Below are 15,488 nucleotides of genomic sequence, written 5' to 3' on the forward strand. Positions count from 1 at the left end.
AGTATTACAATTGAATAATTCGATTATACATTAGTGGTTATTTGAACACCTCAATTATACTTTATGAATTTAAATACTTGTTCAAATAATTCTCCACAGGTTTTGGAAAAGCGTAATCCTTCAATTCTTCAAATTTTAGCTTTATAAAATCAGTAGAAGGTAATTCATCAATTATTATATATAGGAAGCGAATCTTTAATAAGCGATGAGTGAGCTTATGCTCCATCTCTTGCACACTTCTTATCTCAAATGGCTTATCTCCTATAAACTTCACAAAGTCTTCTCTAATAAGAATTTCCTCCTCTGGAATTTGTGTTTCTGTTTCTATTAATGGCAATTGATAGAGTCCTTTCCATATATTCTCATGAATTCTTTTTTCAATCAATATTTCCTTTCCATTGCTGAGGAGGATAAAATTCAAATAGCGTTCTTTAATTTTTAGTGTTTTGAGTTTAATGGGTAAGATATCTACTTTTTGGGAAGCAAAAGCAGTACAAGTATGCATTAAAGGACATTGCACACAATCAGGATTTTTGGGTTTACAAAATAGGGCACCAAACTCCATTATGGCCTGGTTATAGGTGGCAGCACGACTTTTTATCAATGATTTTTGCGCCAAAGCATCAAATTCTTTCTTTCCTAAAGTGGAATTTATGGGTGTTTCTATTCCAAAATATCGCGATAGAACCCTAAAAACATTACCATCCACCACGGCATAGGGCAAATCGAAGGCCATTGAGGCAATAGCAGCAGCGGTATAAGGACCAATTCCTTTTAATGCAATGATTTCTTTATAATCGTCTGGAAAAATTCCTTGGTGTTGTTCAACAATTTGGTGAGCGGCAAATTTCATGTTTCTGGCACGACTATAATACCCCAAGCCTTCCCACATTTTAAGCACTTGATCTTCTGAGGCTTGATGTAAACTTTGCACATTTGGAAAAGCCTGTATAAAGCGGTGGTAGTAGGGTAGACCCTGTTCCACTCGAGTTTGCTGGAGTATAATCTCGGATATCCAAATGCGGTATGCATCCTTAGTATTTCGCCAAGGAAGAGCTCTTGCATTTTTTTCATACCAGTGGATTAGCGTATTTGAAAATGTCATTTTTTGAGTAAACAAATTTATTTTGAGTTAATTAGCTAAAAATAATTTACAAATTTTATTTGCAAAGTTGAAAAAAAATATATCTTTGCACCCCATTTAGGAAAATAAAATTTTAAATAAATATAAGATCATGACTAAAGCAGAAATCGTAGCAGATATTGCGAACAAAACAGGTATTGAAAAGATTGCTGTACAAAAAACTGTTGAAGCTTTCATGGATGCTATCAAAGACTCCATGGTTAACGGAGAAAATGTATATCTAAGAGGTTTTGGAAGTTTTGTAATCAAAAGAAGAGCAGAAAAAACTGGTAGAAACATTTCTAAGAATACTACTATCATTATTCCAGCTCATAATATTCCTTCATTCAAGCCAGCAAAGAGCTTTGTGGGTGAAGTGAAAAACAGCGTTAAATAATTTAAACTTACTAGATATGCCTAGCGGAAAGAAAAGAAAAAGACATAAGATGTCTACGCACAAGCGTAAAAAACGTCTGAGAAAAAACAGACATAAGAAAAAATAATCTAAATTAGAAAAGCCAAGGTTATTTGTATAAATAGCCTTGGTTTTTATTCTTCCCTTTCGAAAGAAAACAAAATACTCCTTCCTTTTTTTCTTCCCAAAACAACTAATCAAAGTGGTTAGTTGCATTTTTATATTTAAACGTTCCTAACTAAATGAATAGAGAACTAGTTATAAACTCTGGCCCCAACGAGGTAGAGATCGCCCTTTTGGAAGAAAACCAACTTGTTGAGCTGCATAAAGATAAAACCAATAGTAGTTTTTCTGTTGGAGATATCTATTTGGGTCGCGTCAGAAAAATCATGCCCGGTTTAAACGCCGCTTTTGTGGATGTGGGTTATGAACGCGATGCCTTTCTACATTATCTTGACCTTGGTCCCCAAGTACTTACATATAATAAATATATTCGAACTTTAATGAATGGAACTGGTGGCACAGATGTCTACCAGAGCATTAAACTCGAAAAAGACATTCAGAAAACAGGAAAAATCAATACAGTATTAAAACAAAACCAAAGTGTTTTAATACAAATTGCTAAAGAACCTATTTCTTCTAAAGGACCAAGAATTTCTACCGAGATATCATTTGCAGGTCGATATATGGTATTATTACCATTTTCCGACAAAATCAGCATCTCTCAAAAGATAAAAAGCGCAGAGGAAAGAAAAAGACTTAAACGATTAATCACAAGTATACGTCCTCCAAATTTTGGTGTGATAGTGCGTACCATGGCAGAAAACCGTATGGTAGCAGAGCTCGATACCGACCTCCGGAACCTGGTTAAAAAATGGGAAAACGTATATCAGAAACTAGATCATAAGTCGAAACCACCAATGAAAGTGGTTAGTGAGTTGAACAGAACATCAACTATATTAAGAGATTTGCTCAACGAATCTTTCAACAGCATTAAAATCAATGAGCCTACCATAGCTGAAGAAATTAAATCTTTTGTTGAAAGAATTGCTCCGGGAAAATCAAATATAGTCAACCTGATTAAAGGAAAAGCCATATTTGAGCAAACAGGAGTAGACAAGCAAATCAAATCTTCCTTCGGTAAAATTGTGACTATTAAAAGTGGAATTTATCTTATCATTGAACATACAGAAGCTATGCACGTTATTGATGTGAATAGTGGACATCGTGTGAATAAAGATAAATCTCAAGAAGATAATGCCCTCCAAACTAATATTGAGTCGGCTAGCGAAATTGCTCGACAATTGCGACTTAGAGATATGGGAGGAATCATAGTGATCGATTTTATCGATATGAACCAAGCAGCCAATAGAAGGGCATTATATGCTCATATGAAAGAAGAAATGGCAAAAGATCGTGCTAAGCACACCATCTTACCTCCTTCTAAATTTGGTTTGGTACAAATAACTCGTCAACGTGTACGCCCGGAAATGAATATTGAAATTCAGGAACAATGTCCGGTATGTAGTGGTTCTGGCGAGGTTACGCCAAGTGTTTTATTGACCGATGATATTCAAAACAATTTGGCTTATCTTATCAATGAGCAAAATGAAAAATCATTAAAAATTGTTGTTCATCCATTTTTGTATGCTTATATCAGAAGCAAATTCCGTCATGTACAAAGAAAATGGTATAGGGAATTAAAAAGCTGGATAAAAGTAGAAGAAGACAGCTCTTACCATCAATTAGAGTATCATATCTTCAATAAAATAGATGAGGAAATCAAGCTTTAAGACTTGGGAAAACAACTAGCGATATTTATAAGTTACCTATTCCACCCTTTGTGGATGCCATTGTATGTGATGTTGATTTTTTGGAATATCAACACCAAGGCTATGTTTATTAGCAACGATGTGGTTTGGCTATATATATTGCTAGTTGTTTTTATTAATACCCTCCTCATTCCCGTTTTGCTTTTTTGGATGATGAAGCGATTAAACATCATCGAAAGTTTGCACCTCGATTCACAAAAAGACCGCTTCTATCCCTTTGCCATCATTGGCATTTTTTATTTAACCACCTGGTATGTTTTCAGTAGATTAGAGATATTCACCTATCTTTCTTTGGTATTTGTCATTGCTGCTATTTTGGTATTTTTGGCATTAGCTATCAATTTATTCTGGAAAATATCTATCCACAGCATGTCTATGGGTGCCATGAGTATTGCTGTTCTATATTTAACTGCCGTGCATTTTATTGATGCAGCATGGCCTGTTTATTTGGTGTTTATCATGAGTGGATTGGTAGGTTATGCCCGATTAAAACTCAAGGCTCATTCCTCGTCACAAGTATATGTAGGCTTCGTTTTAGGCATGCTAGCTGTTACTATATTCTTTTTTAGCCTCCTCTAGGACCCTTTTTTAACTCATCAATTATACCACATTTTCAATTTATTCTTTTTTTTCACCTCTACAATGAATTATAAATAGGCTGTTATTTAATTAGTTATAAATTTTTCATTCTCTACAACCTACTTTACTATTTCCTTTTTAATATGGTTTAGACTTACACGTTTATATAGAATTTACAATTAAACTACCTTTGCTAGGTACATTAAATGAAAGCTTATGTTATTCAAAACTGCCAAATCTATTATTCTTAGAATTGATGAATTTATCGATACTATTGAACAAAGTATTCTCGTTTTCCGATCTGGAGTAAATGATTATATCATTAAAGATGAGCATAATTTCCAATATAATTTTGATAAGCTAGACAAGCTAGAAGCACGAGCGGATAAATTACGCAGATCCATAGAAAATGAATTGATATTAAAGTCTTTATTGCCTGCGCATCATGTAGAGATTTTGCAACTCATTGATAAAATGGATGATGTAGCAGATATTGCCAAGGAAAACCTGGGTCAATTCGATGCTGAAATCCCTATGATTCCCAGTGAGTTGAATAACGATTTATTACGATTAACAGAAACCAGTGTGAAAGCTGCAGAAATGGTGATTCCGGCTTGTAGAGCCATCTTTATAGATCCTAATCATGTGAAGGACAAGCTCAATAAAGTTTATTATTATGAGAAAGAAACGGATAAACTGGCTATTGAGTTCAAAAGGAAAGTATTTAGAGATGTGGAAGGATTAAAGCTTTCTGAAAAATTCCATTTGCGATATTTTAGTTTACATATCGAAAACATCTCTGATAAGGCAGAAGAGATAGCAGATTTATTAACCTCTATGGCCATTAAATTCAGGATATAAATGATACTATTCTTTTTATCGAGTGGATTGTTTTTGGGTTGGTCATTAGGAGCCAATGATGCGGCCAACGTATTTGGTTCTGCTGTGGGCAGTAAAATGGTGAACTTTAGAAAAGCAGCCATAGTTGCCAGTGTATTTGTGATACTTGGTGCTGTTATTCAAGGAGCAGGAGCATCGCATACATTAGGTAAACTCGGAAGTGTGAGTGCTTTGGCTGGAGCTTTTACCGTAGCGCTTTCTGCTGCGATTACGGTTTTTGCCATGACCAAATGGAAAGTTCCAGTATCCACATCACAAGCCATTGTTGGCGCCATTATCGGATGGAATTTTTATACTGGAAACCCCACCGATTATCATTCTCTAACAAAAATTGTAACCACGTGGGTAGCAGGACCTATATTGGGTGGTGTTTTTGCGGTTATTATTTATTATTTATTATCCTCCTGGTTAAATAGAGCAAAACTGCATATGGTCAAGCTCGATGCTTATTTACGTTTTGGTTTATTGGCCGTTGGGGCCTTTGGTTCCTATGCATTGGGCGCCAATAATATTGCCAATGTGATGGGTGTTTTTGTTCCTTCGATAAATCTAGATCCTATCGATTTTGGCCTTTTTGTTTTATCTGGAGCGCAGCAATTATTTTTCGTGGGTGGTTTGGCCATTGCTTTTGGTATTATTACTTATAGCAGACGAGTAATGGAAACCGTGGGTAACGATTTAATGGAATTGAGCCCCGTTTCAGCCTTAGTTGTTGTGTTTTCTCATTCCATGGTTCTCTTTGTATTTAGTTCTCAAGGCCTTTCTAATTTTATGCAATCTATAGGTCTTCCTGCTATTCCATTGGTTCCGGTTTCTAGTTCTCAAGCTATAGTGGGCGCAATTATTGGTCTGGGTCTTTTAAAAGGAGGACGTAATGTAAATTGGAAAACCTTAGGAAGTATTTCTATAGGTTGGATTACCACTCCTATTATTGCTGGATTATTGGCATTCCTATCTTTATTTTTCGTGAATAATGTATTTCGTTTAGAAGTGGAAAATAAAGAAAATATCAGCATCGTAAAAGAACATACTCAAGTCTCTAGTATACCAAATGATTCAATAAAATCATCCTCCAAAATTATACAAAATAAACATGATTTAAAACCAGTAATCATTGAAAAAGAGTCTCCTTCTATTTTCTTCTATGTGACACCTACAGTATTATTTTTAATTCTTATTATTATGGTGATAGTCTTTCTGTTAAGAAGAAAACTACTCATTAAAAAGCATTTAGAAGAAATGGAGGAGCAGAAAACTATTATTAAAAGTTTGCAAAAGCAAGTGGAATCTTTTCAACAAAAAACTGATGTGGTGAGTAAGGAAATGGAGAGCGACATTAAATATAAAAAGAAACAAATGATGACTTTAGCTCTTAATATTATTCAGAAAAACGATTTCATACAAAACTTAAGAACAAAAGTGCTCAAGCTTAAGTCTTCTGCTACTAATGTAGCAACACAAAAAGGCTTGCAAAAATTATCTATGGTCATCAACGAGCATCTATACCTGGATAAAGATAGAAAAACCTTCCAGTTATATGTAGAAGATTTGCATCTTGATTTCTATCAAAAGCTCGATGAAAATTATAGCAGTCTTACCAGTAATGAGAAAAGACTTTGTGCATTATTACGCTTAGAATTGTCTTCAAAAGAGATCGCTTCTATTTTAAATATTTCACCAAAAAGTGTGGAGATGAATAGATATAGATTACGCAAGAAAATGCAAATTTCTGCTAGCGAAAACCTAACAGAAATCATTATGAAAATATAAATAAATATTTGAAATAGTAGGGTGTAAAAGTATTATAAAGTACTGATAAACAAAGCATAAATTATACATTGTAGAGATGGTGATGGAAATAAATAAAATGCAGAATTAAATTGTAGAAACAGAGTAGTAGTAGATAATTTGTGATACTGCTGTTAAGTCTTGTTCTTTGGTAAAAATTCAAAATTTTATTATTGACTAATATAAACATTATGAAAAAATTAAAATTACAAAGCCTTATTGTTTTATTGTTGATGGCACTCATTCTACCCCTATCGGGAATGGCACAAACAAGAACTATAAAAGGTACTGTTTATGATGAAGACGGAAAACCTCTTTCCGATGTTAAAGTTAGAATTAGAGGCGCTTCTAAAGTAGCCGTTGTTACAGATGCAAATGGTTTCTATACTCTTGAAGTGGATGAATTCACAAGTGAGATTCTATATTTTGATAAAGAAGATTATGACAGAAGAGAAATCGATGTGAAAGGCGAGGATGTTCTGAATGTAAAGTTATATTCTGATGTAAGATATAACGCCTATGGTGCTAAAGTAGACAGGGAGCCTGCCACAGTGGAGTTTCGAAATGGGATTTTAAATTTTGAAACTGCCGACCAGAATTTTAAGCTTTGGTTCGATAATCGTGTTTATGTTGATTTTGCTTATTTCCCTACAAAAGATGTTTACAATCCAATTGGAAATGGGGTGAATATCCGTAGAGCACGATTTGCCATGAAAACTAGAGTACATAAAAACTGGTATGGTGAAATTGACTTAGATTTTGCCGGTTCTGCTATTGAAATGAAGGATATGATAGTAGGTTATTACTTTATGAAAGATGGTAAAGATTATGCACACATTAGAGTAGGTCATTATAAGGAAAACTTCTCTATGGAGACTACTACGACTTCACGTTATGTGACTTTCATTGAGCGTTCTTTAGTAAGTAAAATGGCTCCTTCTCGTCACATTGGTGCTTCTTATACTCAGTGGGGTAAAAAATGGTTATTTATTGGAGGTTTATATTTCCAAGCACAAGGTGAAAATGAAGAAGTGATTTGGTCGCAAGATAAGAACAAAGCCGCAGGACTAGACGAAGGATATTCTGCTACTTTTAGAGGGGTTGTAACACCACTTAATGATAATGAAAAAGTATTACATATTGGTGCAGCTTATTCATACAGAACCCCTAAAACTTCTGCTGAAGTTTATAAAGGATACCGATACAGCACTCGTAGTTTTACATCTATCAATAGAAAGAAATATTTAGATACAGACGATATTGCTAATGTTGAAACTCAACAGCTTTATGGTATTGAATTGGCCGGTGCTTATAAAAACTTCTTCTTTCAATCGGAATATATTGGAACACAATTAAACGGAACTGAGCTTAACAAAGAAGTTGGTGTAGAAAAAGGTTATATCGATGGTGCTTATGCACAAGTAGGATGGCTTATTTTCGGAGGTAAGTATAATTATAACACTAAAGAGGGTGAATTCACTCAAATTACCAGAGGTAAAGATTGGGGAGACTTAGAATTGGCTTTCCGTTTCGATTATGTGAATGCCAACGATTTTGATGCTAAAATATATGGTGGAGCTGCTAATGGCTATTCTGTGGGTCTTAATTATCATGTAAATAGTAATGTGAAATTGATGCTAAACTATAACTATGTGGATCATGACAGATATGCCAATGGAAAAGGTAAACTCTATATTGGTCACGATGTGAATGGTGAATTAACTAAAGATTTTACTCAGGCTGTGGAAGCAAAGGGTGATGGCGGAGACGATTACGGAATTATTCAAGCACGAGTTGAAATCGATTTCTAATTATTGATAATCAAAAAAATGACAAAAATGAAAAAGATATTTTCAATTATAATAAGCTCTATCATCTTGTTTTCATCTTGTATTAAAGATGAACCATTCGTTCTTCCTGAAGAACCACCAGTAGAGCCAGAAGTAAAGAGTGTTGTTGTTAATGAATTAATGACAAAAAACGAAGTAAACCCTTATTATACCGACCCTGCTGGAAACGGATGCGATTGGGTAGAATTCTATAACCATGGAGCTGAAGCTGTAGATATTGGAGGCCTTTTTATTTCCGATAAAGGAAAAGATGCCACTGATGTGGATATTTATCAAATTTCTGATGCCAATGCCGCTATTACTACTATTCCTGCAAAAGGCTTTCTAACCATCATTTTTGGTGCTTCTGATGCCAATGGCGTAGATATGGAAGGTATTGTTGATGGAAAAGTATTTATTCCAACAGGCTTAAGCTCAACAAAGGATATTGCGGTTGCTCTTTTTGAGGCCGATATGTCTTTAATTGATGAGTCGCCAGCATTTGCCGACCTAGAAGTTGAAAAATCATTAGGACGTGAAACTGATGCTGCTGAGAATTGGTTAGTTTTTGATGTACCAACCCCTAATGCTTCTAATAGTGACCAACCCTTGCCAGCCAATGTGCTTATCAATGAGTTAATCACAAAAGTATTAACAGAGAGCCATTCTTATTATACAGACGCTCAAGGTGATTTTGCCGATTGGGTAGAAATTGTAAATACAGGCGGTATGCCAATGGATTTGGCTGGTTATTATTTCACCGATAAAGGTGAAGAAGCTACAGCTGATGATATGTACTTAGTTCCAGATACTGATGCCTCAGCTACAACTGTTCCTGCTGGTGGTAGATTGATGGTGGTTTTTGGTGCTGCTAATGATGCTGGGGAAGATATGGAAGGAATTATAGATGGAATTTATTTTGTACCAACAGGATTAAAGCCTAGTGGAGACATAGCTGTGGCTATTTTTGAAGCTGACCAAACCACTTTATTAACTGTTTCTGAGAAATTCAATGCAGATGGACCATTTGGTGAATTGGAAGATGATAAATCATTAGGTAGAGTGGATGATGGAGGAAATGAATGGCAAATATTTGATATCCCTACCCCTAACGAAGCCAATAGCATCATTATCCCAGAACCAGCAAATGTGTTGATTAATGAGCTTATGACAAAAGTATTGACCGAGAGTCATGCTTTTTATACTGATGTTCAAGGTGATTTTGCCGATTGGGTAGAAATTATAAATACTGGTGGAATGCCAATGGATTTAGCGGGTTATTATTTCACTGATAAAGGGGAAGAAGCTACAGCTGATGATATGTATCTAGTGCCTGATACCGATGCTACTGCTACAACAGTTCCTGCGGGTGGTAAATTAATGGTGGTTTTTGGAGCTGCTAATGAAGCCGGTGAAGATATGGAAGGAATTATAGATGGAATTTACTTTGTTCCAACAGGATTAAAGCCTAGTGGTGATGTAGCTGTGGCGATTTTTGAAGCCGACCAATCTACTCTTTTCATAGCATCTGAGAAATTCAATGCAGATGGACCATTTGGTGAATTGGAAGATGATAAATCATTAGGTAGAACTACAGATGGAGCTGACGATTGGAAAGTTTTTGACCTTCCAACTCCAAATGCAGCGAATACTGGTAAATAATAATATTAATAGCGGTGATTAAGGTACAAAACTCATATCTACTGTATTTTACTACAAGCACTATTTTTGCTTTAGTACTTGTCTTGCTCTCTTGTTCAAAAGAAACAGGAGAGCAGGCCACACCGCCTATTGCTAGTATTCCTCTAGAAATTATACAGAGCTTTCCTTTAGATATTTTAGAACCCTCTGGTTTAGCACATGGATGGAATTCAGATGAGTTTTTGGTTGTCAGCGATAATAGCAATTCTGTTTTTAGAATTCATAAGGATGGTAGTATTATTGAAGAGTTGAGTTATAGGGGAGATGATTTGGAAGGTGTTTCCTATCAAGAATCTGGTAAGTTCATCTGGTTAGCCGAAGAGCGTTTGAAAAAATTAGTGAAGCTCAATAAAAACGGCGAAGTATTAAAGGAATATCCTCTTGATTATGATAACTCATCGAGTAATAAAGGTTTAGAAGGTGTTTCTGTGAATACCAAAAACAATCATGTGTATGCCATAAATGAGTATAGCCCTGGTTTGTTATTGGAGTTTTTCGATGGAGTACTTATCAATAGTTTTGAGCTCGATTTTGCTCAGGATTATTCAGGATTGTATGTGGATGTAGAGGCACAAGAAATATGGATACTTAGTGACGAATCTAGGAGCATCTATCAGTGCGACCTAACAGGAAAACCTATCAATACATATTCTCACAATATTGATCAGCTGGAAGGCCTTATTGTAAATGCAAATCTGAAACAGTTTTGGGTGTGCAGCGACTCTCAAAATACTTTATATCAATTAAAAATTAAAAATTTGTAATCATGACTAATATTATTCCAAGGTATGAATTTAGAGCATTTGGGAATAGTTTTGATGCTATTGAAACCAAAATGCATGAATTGTCGAAGGTTGAAAAAACCAGAGAGATATCTGAAATATATCTGATGACATTGGCGAATACGGAAAATAATATTAAAATCCGTAAGAAGAAAATGGATATAAAAGTATTGGTGCAGAAGAAGAAAGAATTGGAACAGTGGCTGCCACAACTCATAGGAGAGTTTCCCATGAAAGCTGCCACCTTGGAAAACGAAGTGTTTCCAGCTTTGGGTGTACCTGCTCCGGTTTTTGAGAAAGAAGAATATACCTTAAAGGAATTTATTAGCTCTATAGTAAAAGACGATCCCGATGTGGTAGCTGCTCATACTTGGAAAATAAGACATGCCTTCACCATCAACGAGTGTATTTGCGAAATCGCTGATGTATACGTAAATGGCGCATTGATTAAAACCATTGCTGTGGAATCTGTTGACCCTCAAAAAGTATGTGACACTAAAAAATTATTGGGATTTACTGATGAACATGAAAACATCAATTATCCTAAAGCAATTAAACGAATTATAGGCCTAGAAGACTGGCCCAATCAAATAGAATGGTAAAAAACTAAAAAATTATAATATGGCAAAAGAAGCATTAAAAATAGGGGAGGTTTCCAAACCACGATTCGAATTTAGAACATTTGGGCAAGATTTTCAGGATGCTCATTATTTAATGTCAAGACTATCAGCAACTGTTCCTCAAAAAGTATGGGAACGCTCTTCAGAAGAAATATATATCGTTTCAAAAACCAATGATATCAATAATACTAAAATACGTGATGGTAAAATGGATATTAAAACCTATGTGCAAACCGTGGATGGTTTAGAACAGTGGAATCCATTGATGAAAGGTGAATTTCCAATGAAAAAAGAGGTTTTGGTGAATGAGGTATTTCCTGCTTTCCAAGTAGACATGCCCAGCTTCGATAAAGAAGAAATAACTAAAGAGGAATTCTTAGCCATTATAGAGCAACACGCAGATTTACAAGCAGTACGAGTTCATAAAACCCGTTATGGCTATATGGTGAACGATACTATTTGCGAAGTGGGTGATATTTTGGTAAATGGAGCTCATGTAGCTACCATTAATTCAGAATCTACCGAAGTAGAAGATATTAAGAAAACCCTTAAAGATTGTGAATTAGAAGGTTTGGAAAACATCAATTATCTCCAAATGATTAAAAGGGTGATTGGATGGATCAATAAGCCATTGGCCAACTAAGATTATTACGAATCTATCATTAAAATAAGAAAACATGGCACAAGAAATAGAAAGAAAATTTCTAGTAAAGGGAGACTATAAAGAAGATGTGTTTAAAAGTACTCGTATTACTCAAGGATATTTATCCTCTGTACCTGAAAGAACCGTAAGAGTGAGAGTGAAAGGTGACAAAGGATTCATCACCATCAAAGGAAAAGGAAATACCAGTGGAGCTTCTCGCTACGAGTGGGAAAAAGAAATTGCTGTTGAGGAGGTTAATGAATTATTAGAAATCTGTGAGCCAGGAATTATCGACAAAACTAGATCTTTAGTGAAATCAGGGAAGCATACTTTTGAAGTAGACGAGTTTTATGGCGAAAACCTAGGACTTACTGTTGCCGAAGTAGAGCTATCTTCTGAAGAAGAAGCTTTTGAAAAGCCTGCATGGCTTGGTGAAGAAGTAACTGGTGATGTAAAGTATTATAATTCCATGTTAATGAAAACCCCTTTTTCCAAGTGGTAGATTAGACCCTTGTGCAATTAGGATAAAAATCCATTAAATGAAGTTTTCAGCATTTTTGCCCAAGCTCCATGGGGAGAAATGCTGAAAACTCTTATTTTTTTTACTTCTCTTGGGGCAGTCATAAAAGCACCAAATGCACGAAGGCTTAGTTTAGTATTGAAATTGAAAAATGAAGTAAAATGTCAGAGAAGGAAACCCGCCCATTTGATCCTCTAGATATGGATCAATATAAAGTTGAAAAACTTCCAGTTAAGGATAAATCAAGCTTTGAAAAATGGATGGCTCGAATGGGTGGGCCATTGGCCATCTTAGCCTTTATTCTTATTGCCTGGGTGTTTAACATCCCTTTTCTTCAAGATATCAAGCAAGATTATATTACCCCTTCTGCTTTAAAAGAATACCATAAAAGCGATAAGGTGATAAAGTTGGTGCAATTATCTCATACCACGCCAGAAGAAAAGGCCTTTTATGAAAAAGTAAAGCCTCAAATAGAGAATAAATCTGTTTATTCTAAAGATAAAGCCTTTTCGGAATTGGACTTGAAAGCAGATGAAATGCAATTATGGGATTCCTTAAAGAAAAATGCCTTTGGTCGTTCCAATGTGTTTATGTTGGCCATTTTTGTGGCAGCACTTATTCTATGGGTTACCGAAGCCATCCCCAACTACCTCACATCACTGATACTAATCATTGCTTTGGTTTTAACGGGGGTTTTAACAGAAACCGATGCCTATCATCAATTGGGACATAAGGTGATGTGGCTAAACATTATGAGCTTCATACTGGCCAGCATGTTAGTGGCTACAAAATCGGCAAAACGATTTGCTTTGTGGTTTATGGTGAGGTTTGGAAAAAATGCCACTTCCATTTTCATCAGTTTTATGTTTATCAATATTGTATTGTCGGCATTTATATCTGCCACCACAGCTAAAGCGGCCATATTGCTTCCCATTTTTATGGTGATAGCGGCCATTTATGGAGCCACAGGAGGTAAAAACCGAAATAACTTTGGAAGAAACTTAGTGTTGCAAAACCTCTTTCAAATTAATATTGCAGCTGGAGGATTTATCACAGGTTCTGGAGCTAATTTATTGGCAGGAGCTATGATTGCCGGCGCCATAGGTATTTCCGATTTTCTTTATGGAGATTGGGTACAAGCCGCTTTACCACTGGCTATTATCCTCATTATCATTGGTTGGATAGTGGGAACAAAAATCATTTTTCCTCTATCAAAAGAAGAAAAGCAACCTTCTATTGTGGGAGGATCTGAAATGTTGAAAAAGGAATACGATAAATTAGGCCCCATCACCTTTAATGAAATCAAATCTATTATCATATTTGTTTTGGTTTTAGCATTTTGGGCTACTGATAGGTATCATGGAATTAGTAAAACAGCCATTGCCTTTGTGGGTGCGATTGTAGCTCTTTTGCCAGGTATTGGAGTTGTGAAATGGAATGATGTGGATATTCCTTGGCACCTTTTATTATTCTCGGCAGGAGCCTATACTTTAGGAGCTGGTTTAAAAGCCACTAGTTTAGCGGGTATCAGTATTAATAGTTTATTCGATAATATTGGTCTTGGATCTCAGACTCCATTTTGGGTTTTCTTTTTGGCTCTTACTGCTGCTATGGTCTTTAGTTCATTGTTTTTTCAGTCGAAAACCATGCGGACCTTAATTTTTGTGCCTATAGCTATTGGTGTAGCCCAAAGGTATGGCTTTGGAATTATGAGTTTGGCTTTTCCGGTGGCTTTATTGATAGAGCATGTTTATGCATTACCTTTTAACTCTAAGCCGGCAGCCCTCCTCTATGTAACCGATCATTATAGCTGGAGCGATACTTTTAAATTTGGAGTAACCATGCTGGTGATAGCCTGGTTGATGATTATTATTTGGGGTGAAACCTGGTTAAGGTTTTTAGGTCATCTTCCCAATGGAGTTTTTGGATTGCTTTAGTCCTTTGCTTTTAGCTCTCTGTTCTTCGCCTTTTAACGAAGCCCTTTAACTTTAGGAATACCTGCAATAAACTCTTTGAGGTAGAAAGGTTCGAAGTAGGCTACATCTTCAAAATTTTGCTTGTTGAACGCTTCTTCTGAGAGTTGTATCATGCCTTGGCTGGAGCAATGGATATCGGGGTATATTTTTATCTCGTCTCTCTCCTTGAAAATTTCTTGGCATTTGGCGGCACCATCTCCTGTTAGGATGATTTTTTTATTTTCACCCTCCTCCGAAAAAGAATTTTCATCTAATATATGTGGTTTTACCTCTGTTTGGGCTTCTAATTTATGGTTATAGAAAGCGCCATATATTTCCATTCTACGGGCGTCTATGGTGGGAAGAAAAAGGTCTTGCTCGTTAAACTTTCCTTGTAGCTCTTGAGCAGCAAAGTGAGCCATTGAATCGATGGTGCCAATACCAATCAGAGGTATATCGAGGCTATAGCAGAGTCCTTTTGCGGTGCTCACTCCAATTCGAAGCCCGGTATAGGAACCAGGACCTTTACTCACGGCCACGGCATCTAAATCGGCTAATGAACATTCTGCTTCAGCAATCACTTCCATAATAAATTGGGTAAGGATTTCAGCATGTATATTCTTCTCATTTTTTTCGCGTAAAGCCAATAGTTTTCCATTGCGCGCCAGAGCTACCGAGCAAACAGGGGTAGCAGTATCAATATTTAAAATCAGTGCCATAATATTATTTGAGTGGGCAAAGATAATGCTTTGTTTGAAAATGGGTTTGTAAAAAATTGTATATTTGTTAGACTCAAATACA

14 protein-coding genes are annotated in these 15,488 nt (G+C 35.8%); 12 read left to right on the forward strand and 2 right to left on the reverse strand.

Features of this window, described 5'->3' with window-relative positions:
• Nucleotides 1–61: 61 nt before the first annotated feature.
• Nucleotides 62–1,105: an A/G-specific adenine glycosylase gene (gene mutY, locus HNS38_RS14645; protein ID WP_172282560.1), complete on the reverse strand. Its 1,044-nt coding sequence runs from the start codon at nucleotides 1,103–1,105 to the stop codon at nucleotides 62–64.
• Between the two features lie 130 nt (nucleotides 1,106–1,235).
• On the opposite strand from mutY, the gene HNS38_RS14650 reads away from it, so the two are divergent.
• The 12 genes from HNS38_RS14650 to HNS38_RS14705 all read left to right on the forward strand — a co-directional run bounded on the left by HNS38_RS14650 (nucleotide 1,236) and on the right by HNS38_RS14705 (nucleotide 14,669).
• Nucleotides 1,236–1,520 (forward strand): HU family DNA-binding protein, encoded by a 285-nt coding sequence (locus HNS38_RS14650; RefSeq protein WP_172282563.1) that lies wholly within the window; start codon nucleotides 1,236–1,238, stop codon nucleotides 1,518–1,520.
• A gap of 260 nt (nucleotides 1,521–1,780) precedes the next feature.
• Complete coding sequence (locus tag HNS38_RS14655) at nucleotides 1,781–3,331, forward strand: Rne/Rng family ribonuclease (RefSeq protein WP_172282565.1); 1,551 nt, start codon at nucleotides 1,781–1,783, stop codon at nucleotides 3,329–3,331.
• Nucleotides 3,332–3,334: 3 nt separating this feature from the next.
• Nucleotides 3,335–3,949 (forward strand): hypothetical protein, encoded by a 615-nt coding sequence (locus HNS38_RS14660; RefSeq protein ID WP_216663736.1) that lies wholly within the window; start codon nucleotides 3,335–3,337, stop codon nucleotides 3,947–3,949.
• A gap of 216 nt (nucleotides 3,950–4,165) precedes the next feature.
• Nucleotides 4,166–4,810, forward strand: a complete 645-nt coding sequence (locus HNS38_RS14665; protein WP_172282570.1) for a DUF47 domain-containing protein — start codon at nucleotides 4,166–4,168, stop codon at nucleotides 4,808–4,810.
• A complete protein-coding gene (locus HNS38_RS14670) occupies nucleotides 4,811–6,619 on the forward strand; it encodes an inorganic phosphate transporter (RefSeq protein WP_172282572.1) in 1,809 nt (602 codons plus the stop codon).
• A 209-nt stretch (nucleotides 6,620–6,828) separates the two neighbouring features.
• On the forward strand, nucleotides 6,829–8,448 hold the full coding sequence (locus tag HNS38_RS14675; RefSeq protein ID WP_172282574.1) for a porin: 1,620 nt from the start codon (nucleotides 6,829–6,831) through the stop codon (nucleotides 8,446–8,448).
• Nucleotides 8,449–8,475: 27 nt separating this feature from the next.
• On the forward strand, nucleotides 8,476–10,128 hold the full coding sequence (locus HNS38_RS14680; RefSeq protein ID WP_172346648.1) for a hypothetical protein: 1,653 nt from the start codon (nucleotides 8,476–8,478) through the stop codon (nucleotides 10,126–10,128).
• Between the two features lie 14 nt (nucleotides 10,129–10,142).
• A complete protein-coding gene (locus tag HNS38_RS14685; RefSeq protein WP_172346649.1) occupies nucleotides 10,143–10,931 on the forward strand; it encodes an SdiA-regulated domain-containing protein in 789 nt (262 codons plus the stop codon).
• 2 nt (nucleotides 10,932–10,933) lie between these two features.
• The gene (locus HNS38_RS14690) at nucleotides 10,934–11,551 is read left to right on the forward strand and encodes a hypothetical protein (RefSeq protein WP_172282581.1); all 618 of its coding nucleotides are present in this window, start codon (nucleotides 10,934–10,936) and stop codon (nucleotides 11,549–11,551) included.
• 19 nt (nucleotides 11,552–11,570) lie between these two features.
• Nucleotides 11,571–12,212 (forward strand): hypothetical protein, encoded by a 642-nt coding sequence (locus HNS38_RS14695; RefSeq protein ID WP_172282583.1) that lies wholly within the window; start codon nucleotides 11,571–11,573, stop codon nucleotides 12,210–12,212.
• A gap of 34 nt (nucleotides 12,213–12,246) precedes the next feature.
• The gene (locus tag HNS38_RS14700) at nucleotides 12,247–12,714 is read left to right on the forward strand and encodes a CYTH domain-containing protein (RefSeq protein ID WP_172282585.1); all 468 of its coding nucleotides are present in this window, start codon (nucleotides 12,247–12,249) and stop codon (nucleotides 12,712–12,714) included.
• A gap of 179 nt (nucleotides 12,715–12,893) precedes the next feature.
• The gene (locus tag HNS38_RS14705) at nucleotides 12,894–14,669 is read left to right on the forward strand and encodes an SLC13 family permease (protein ID WP_172346650.1); all 1,776 of its coding nucleotides are present in this window, start codon (nucleotides 12,894–12,896) and stop codon (nucleotides 14,667–14,669) included.
• Nucleotides 14,670–14,701: 32 nt separating this feature from the next.
• Here HNS38_RS14705 and tsaB read toward each other — a convergent pair whose 3' ends face one another.
• On the reverse strand, nucleotides 14,702–15,406 hold the full coding sequence (gene tsaB, locus HNS38_RS14710; protein ID WP_172282589.1) for a tRNA (adenosine(37)-N6)-threonylcarbamoyltransferase complex dimerization subunit type 1 TsaB: 705 nt from the start codon (nucleotides 15,404–15,406) through the stop codon (nucleotides 14,702–14,704).
• Between the last annotated feature and the right edge of the window lie 82 nt (nucleotides 15,407–15,488).

The organism is Lentimicrobium sp. L6 (genome assembly GCF_013166655.1).
GTDB lineage: Bacteria > Bacteroidota > Bacteroidia > Bacteroidales > UBA12170 > UBA12170.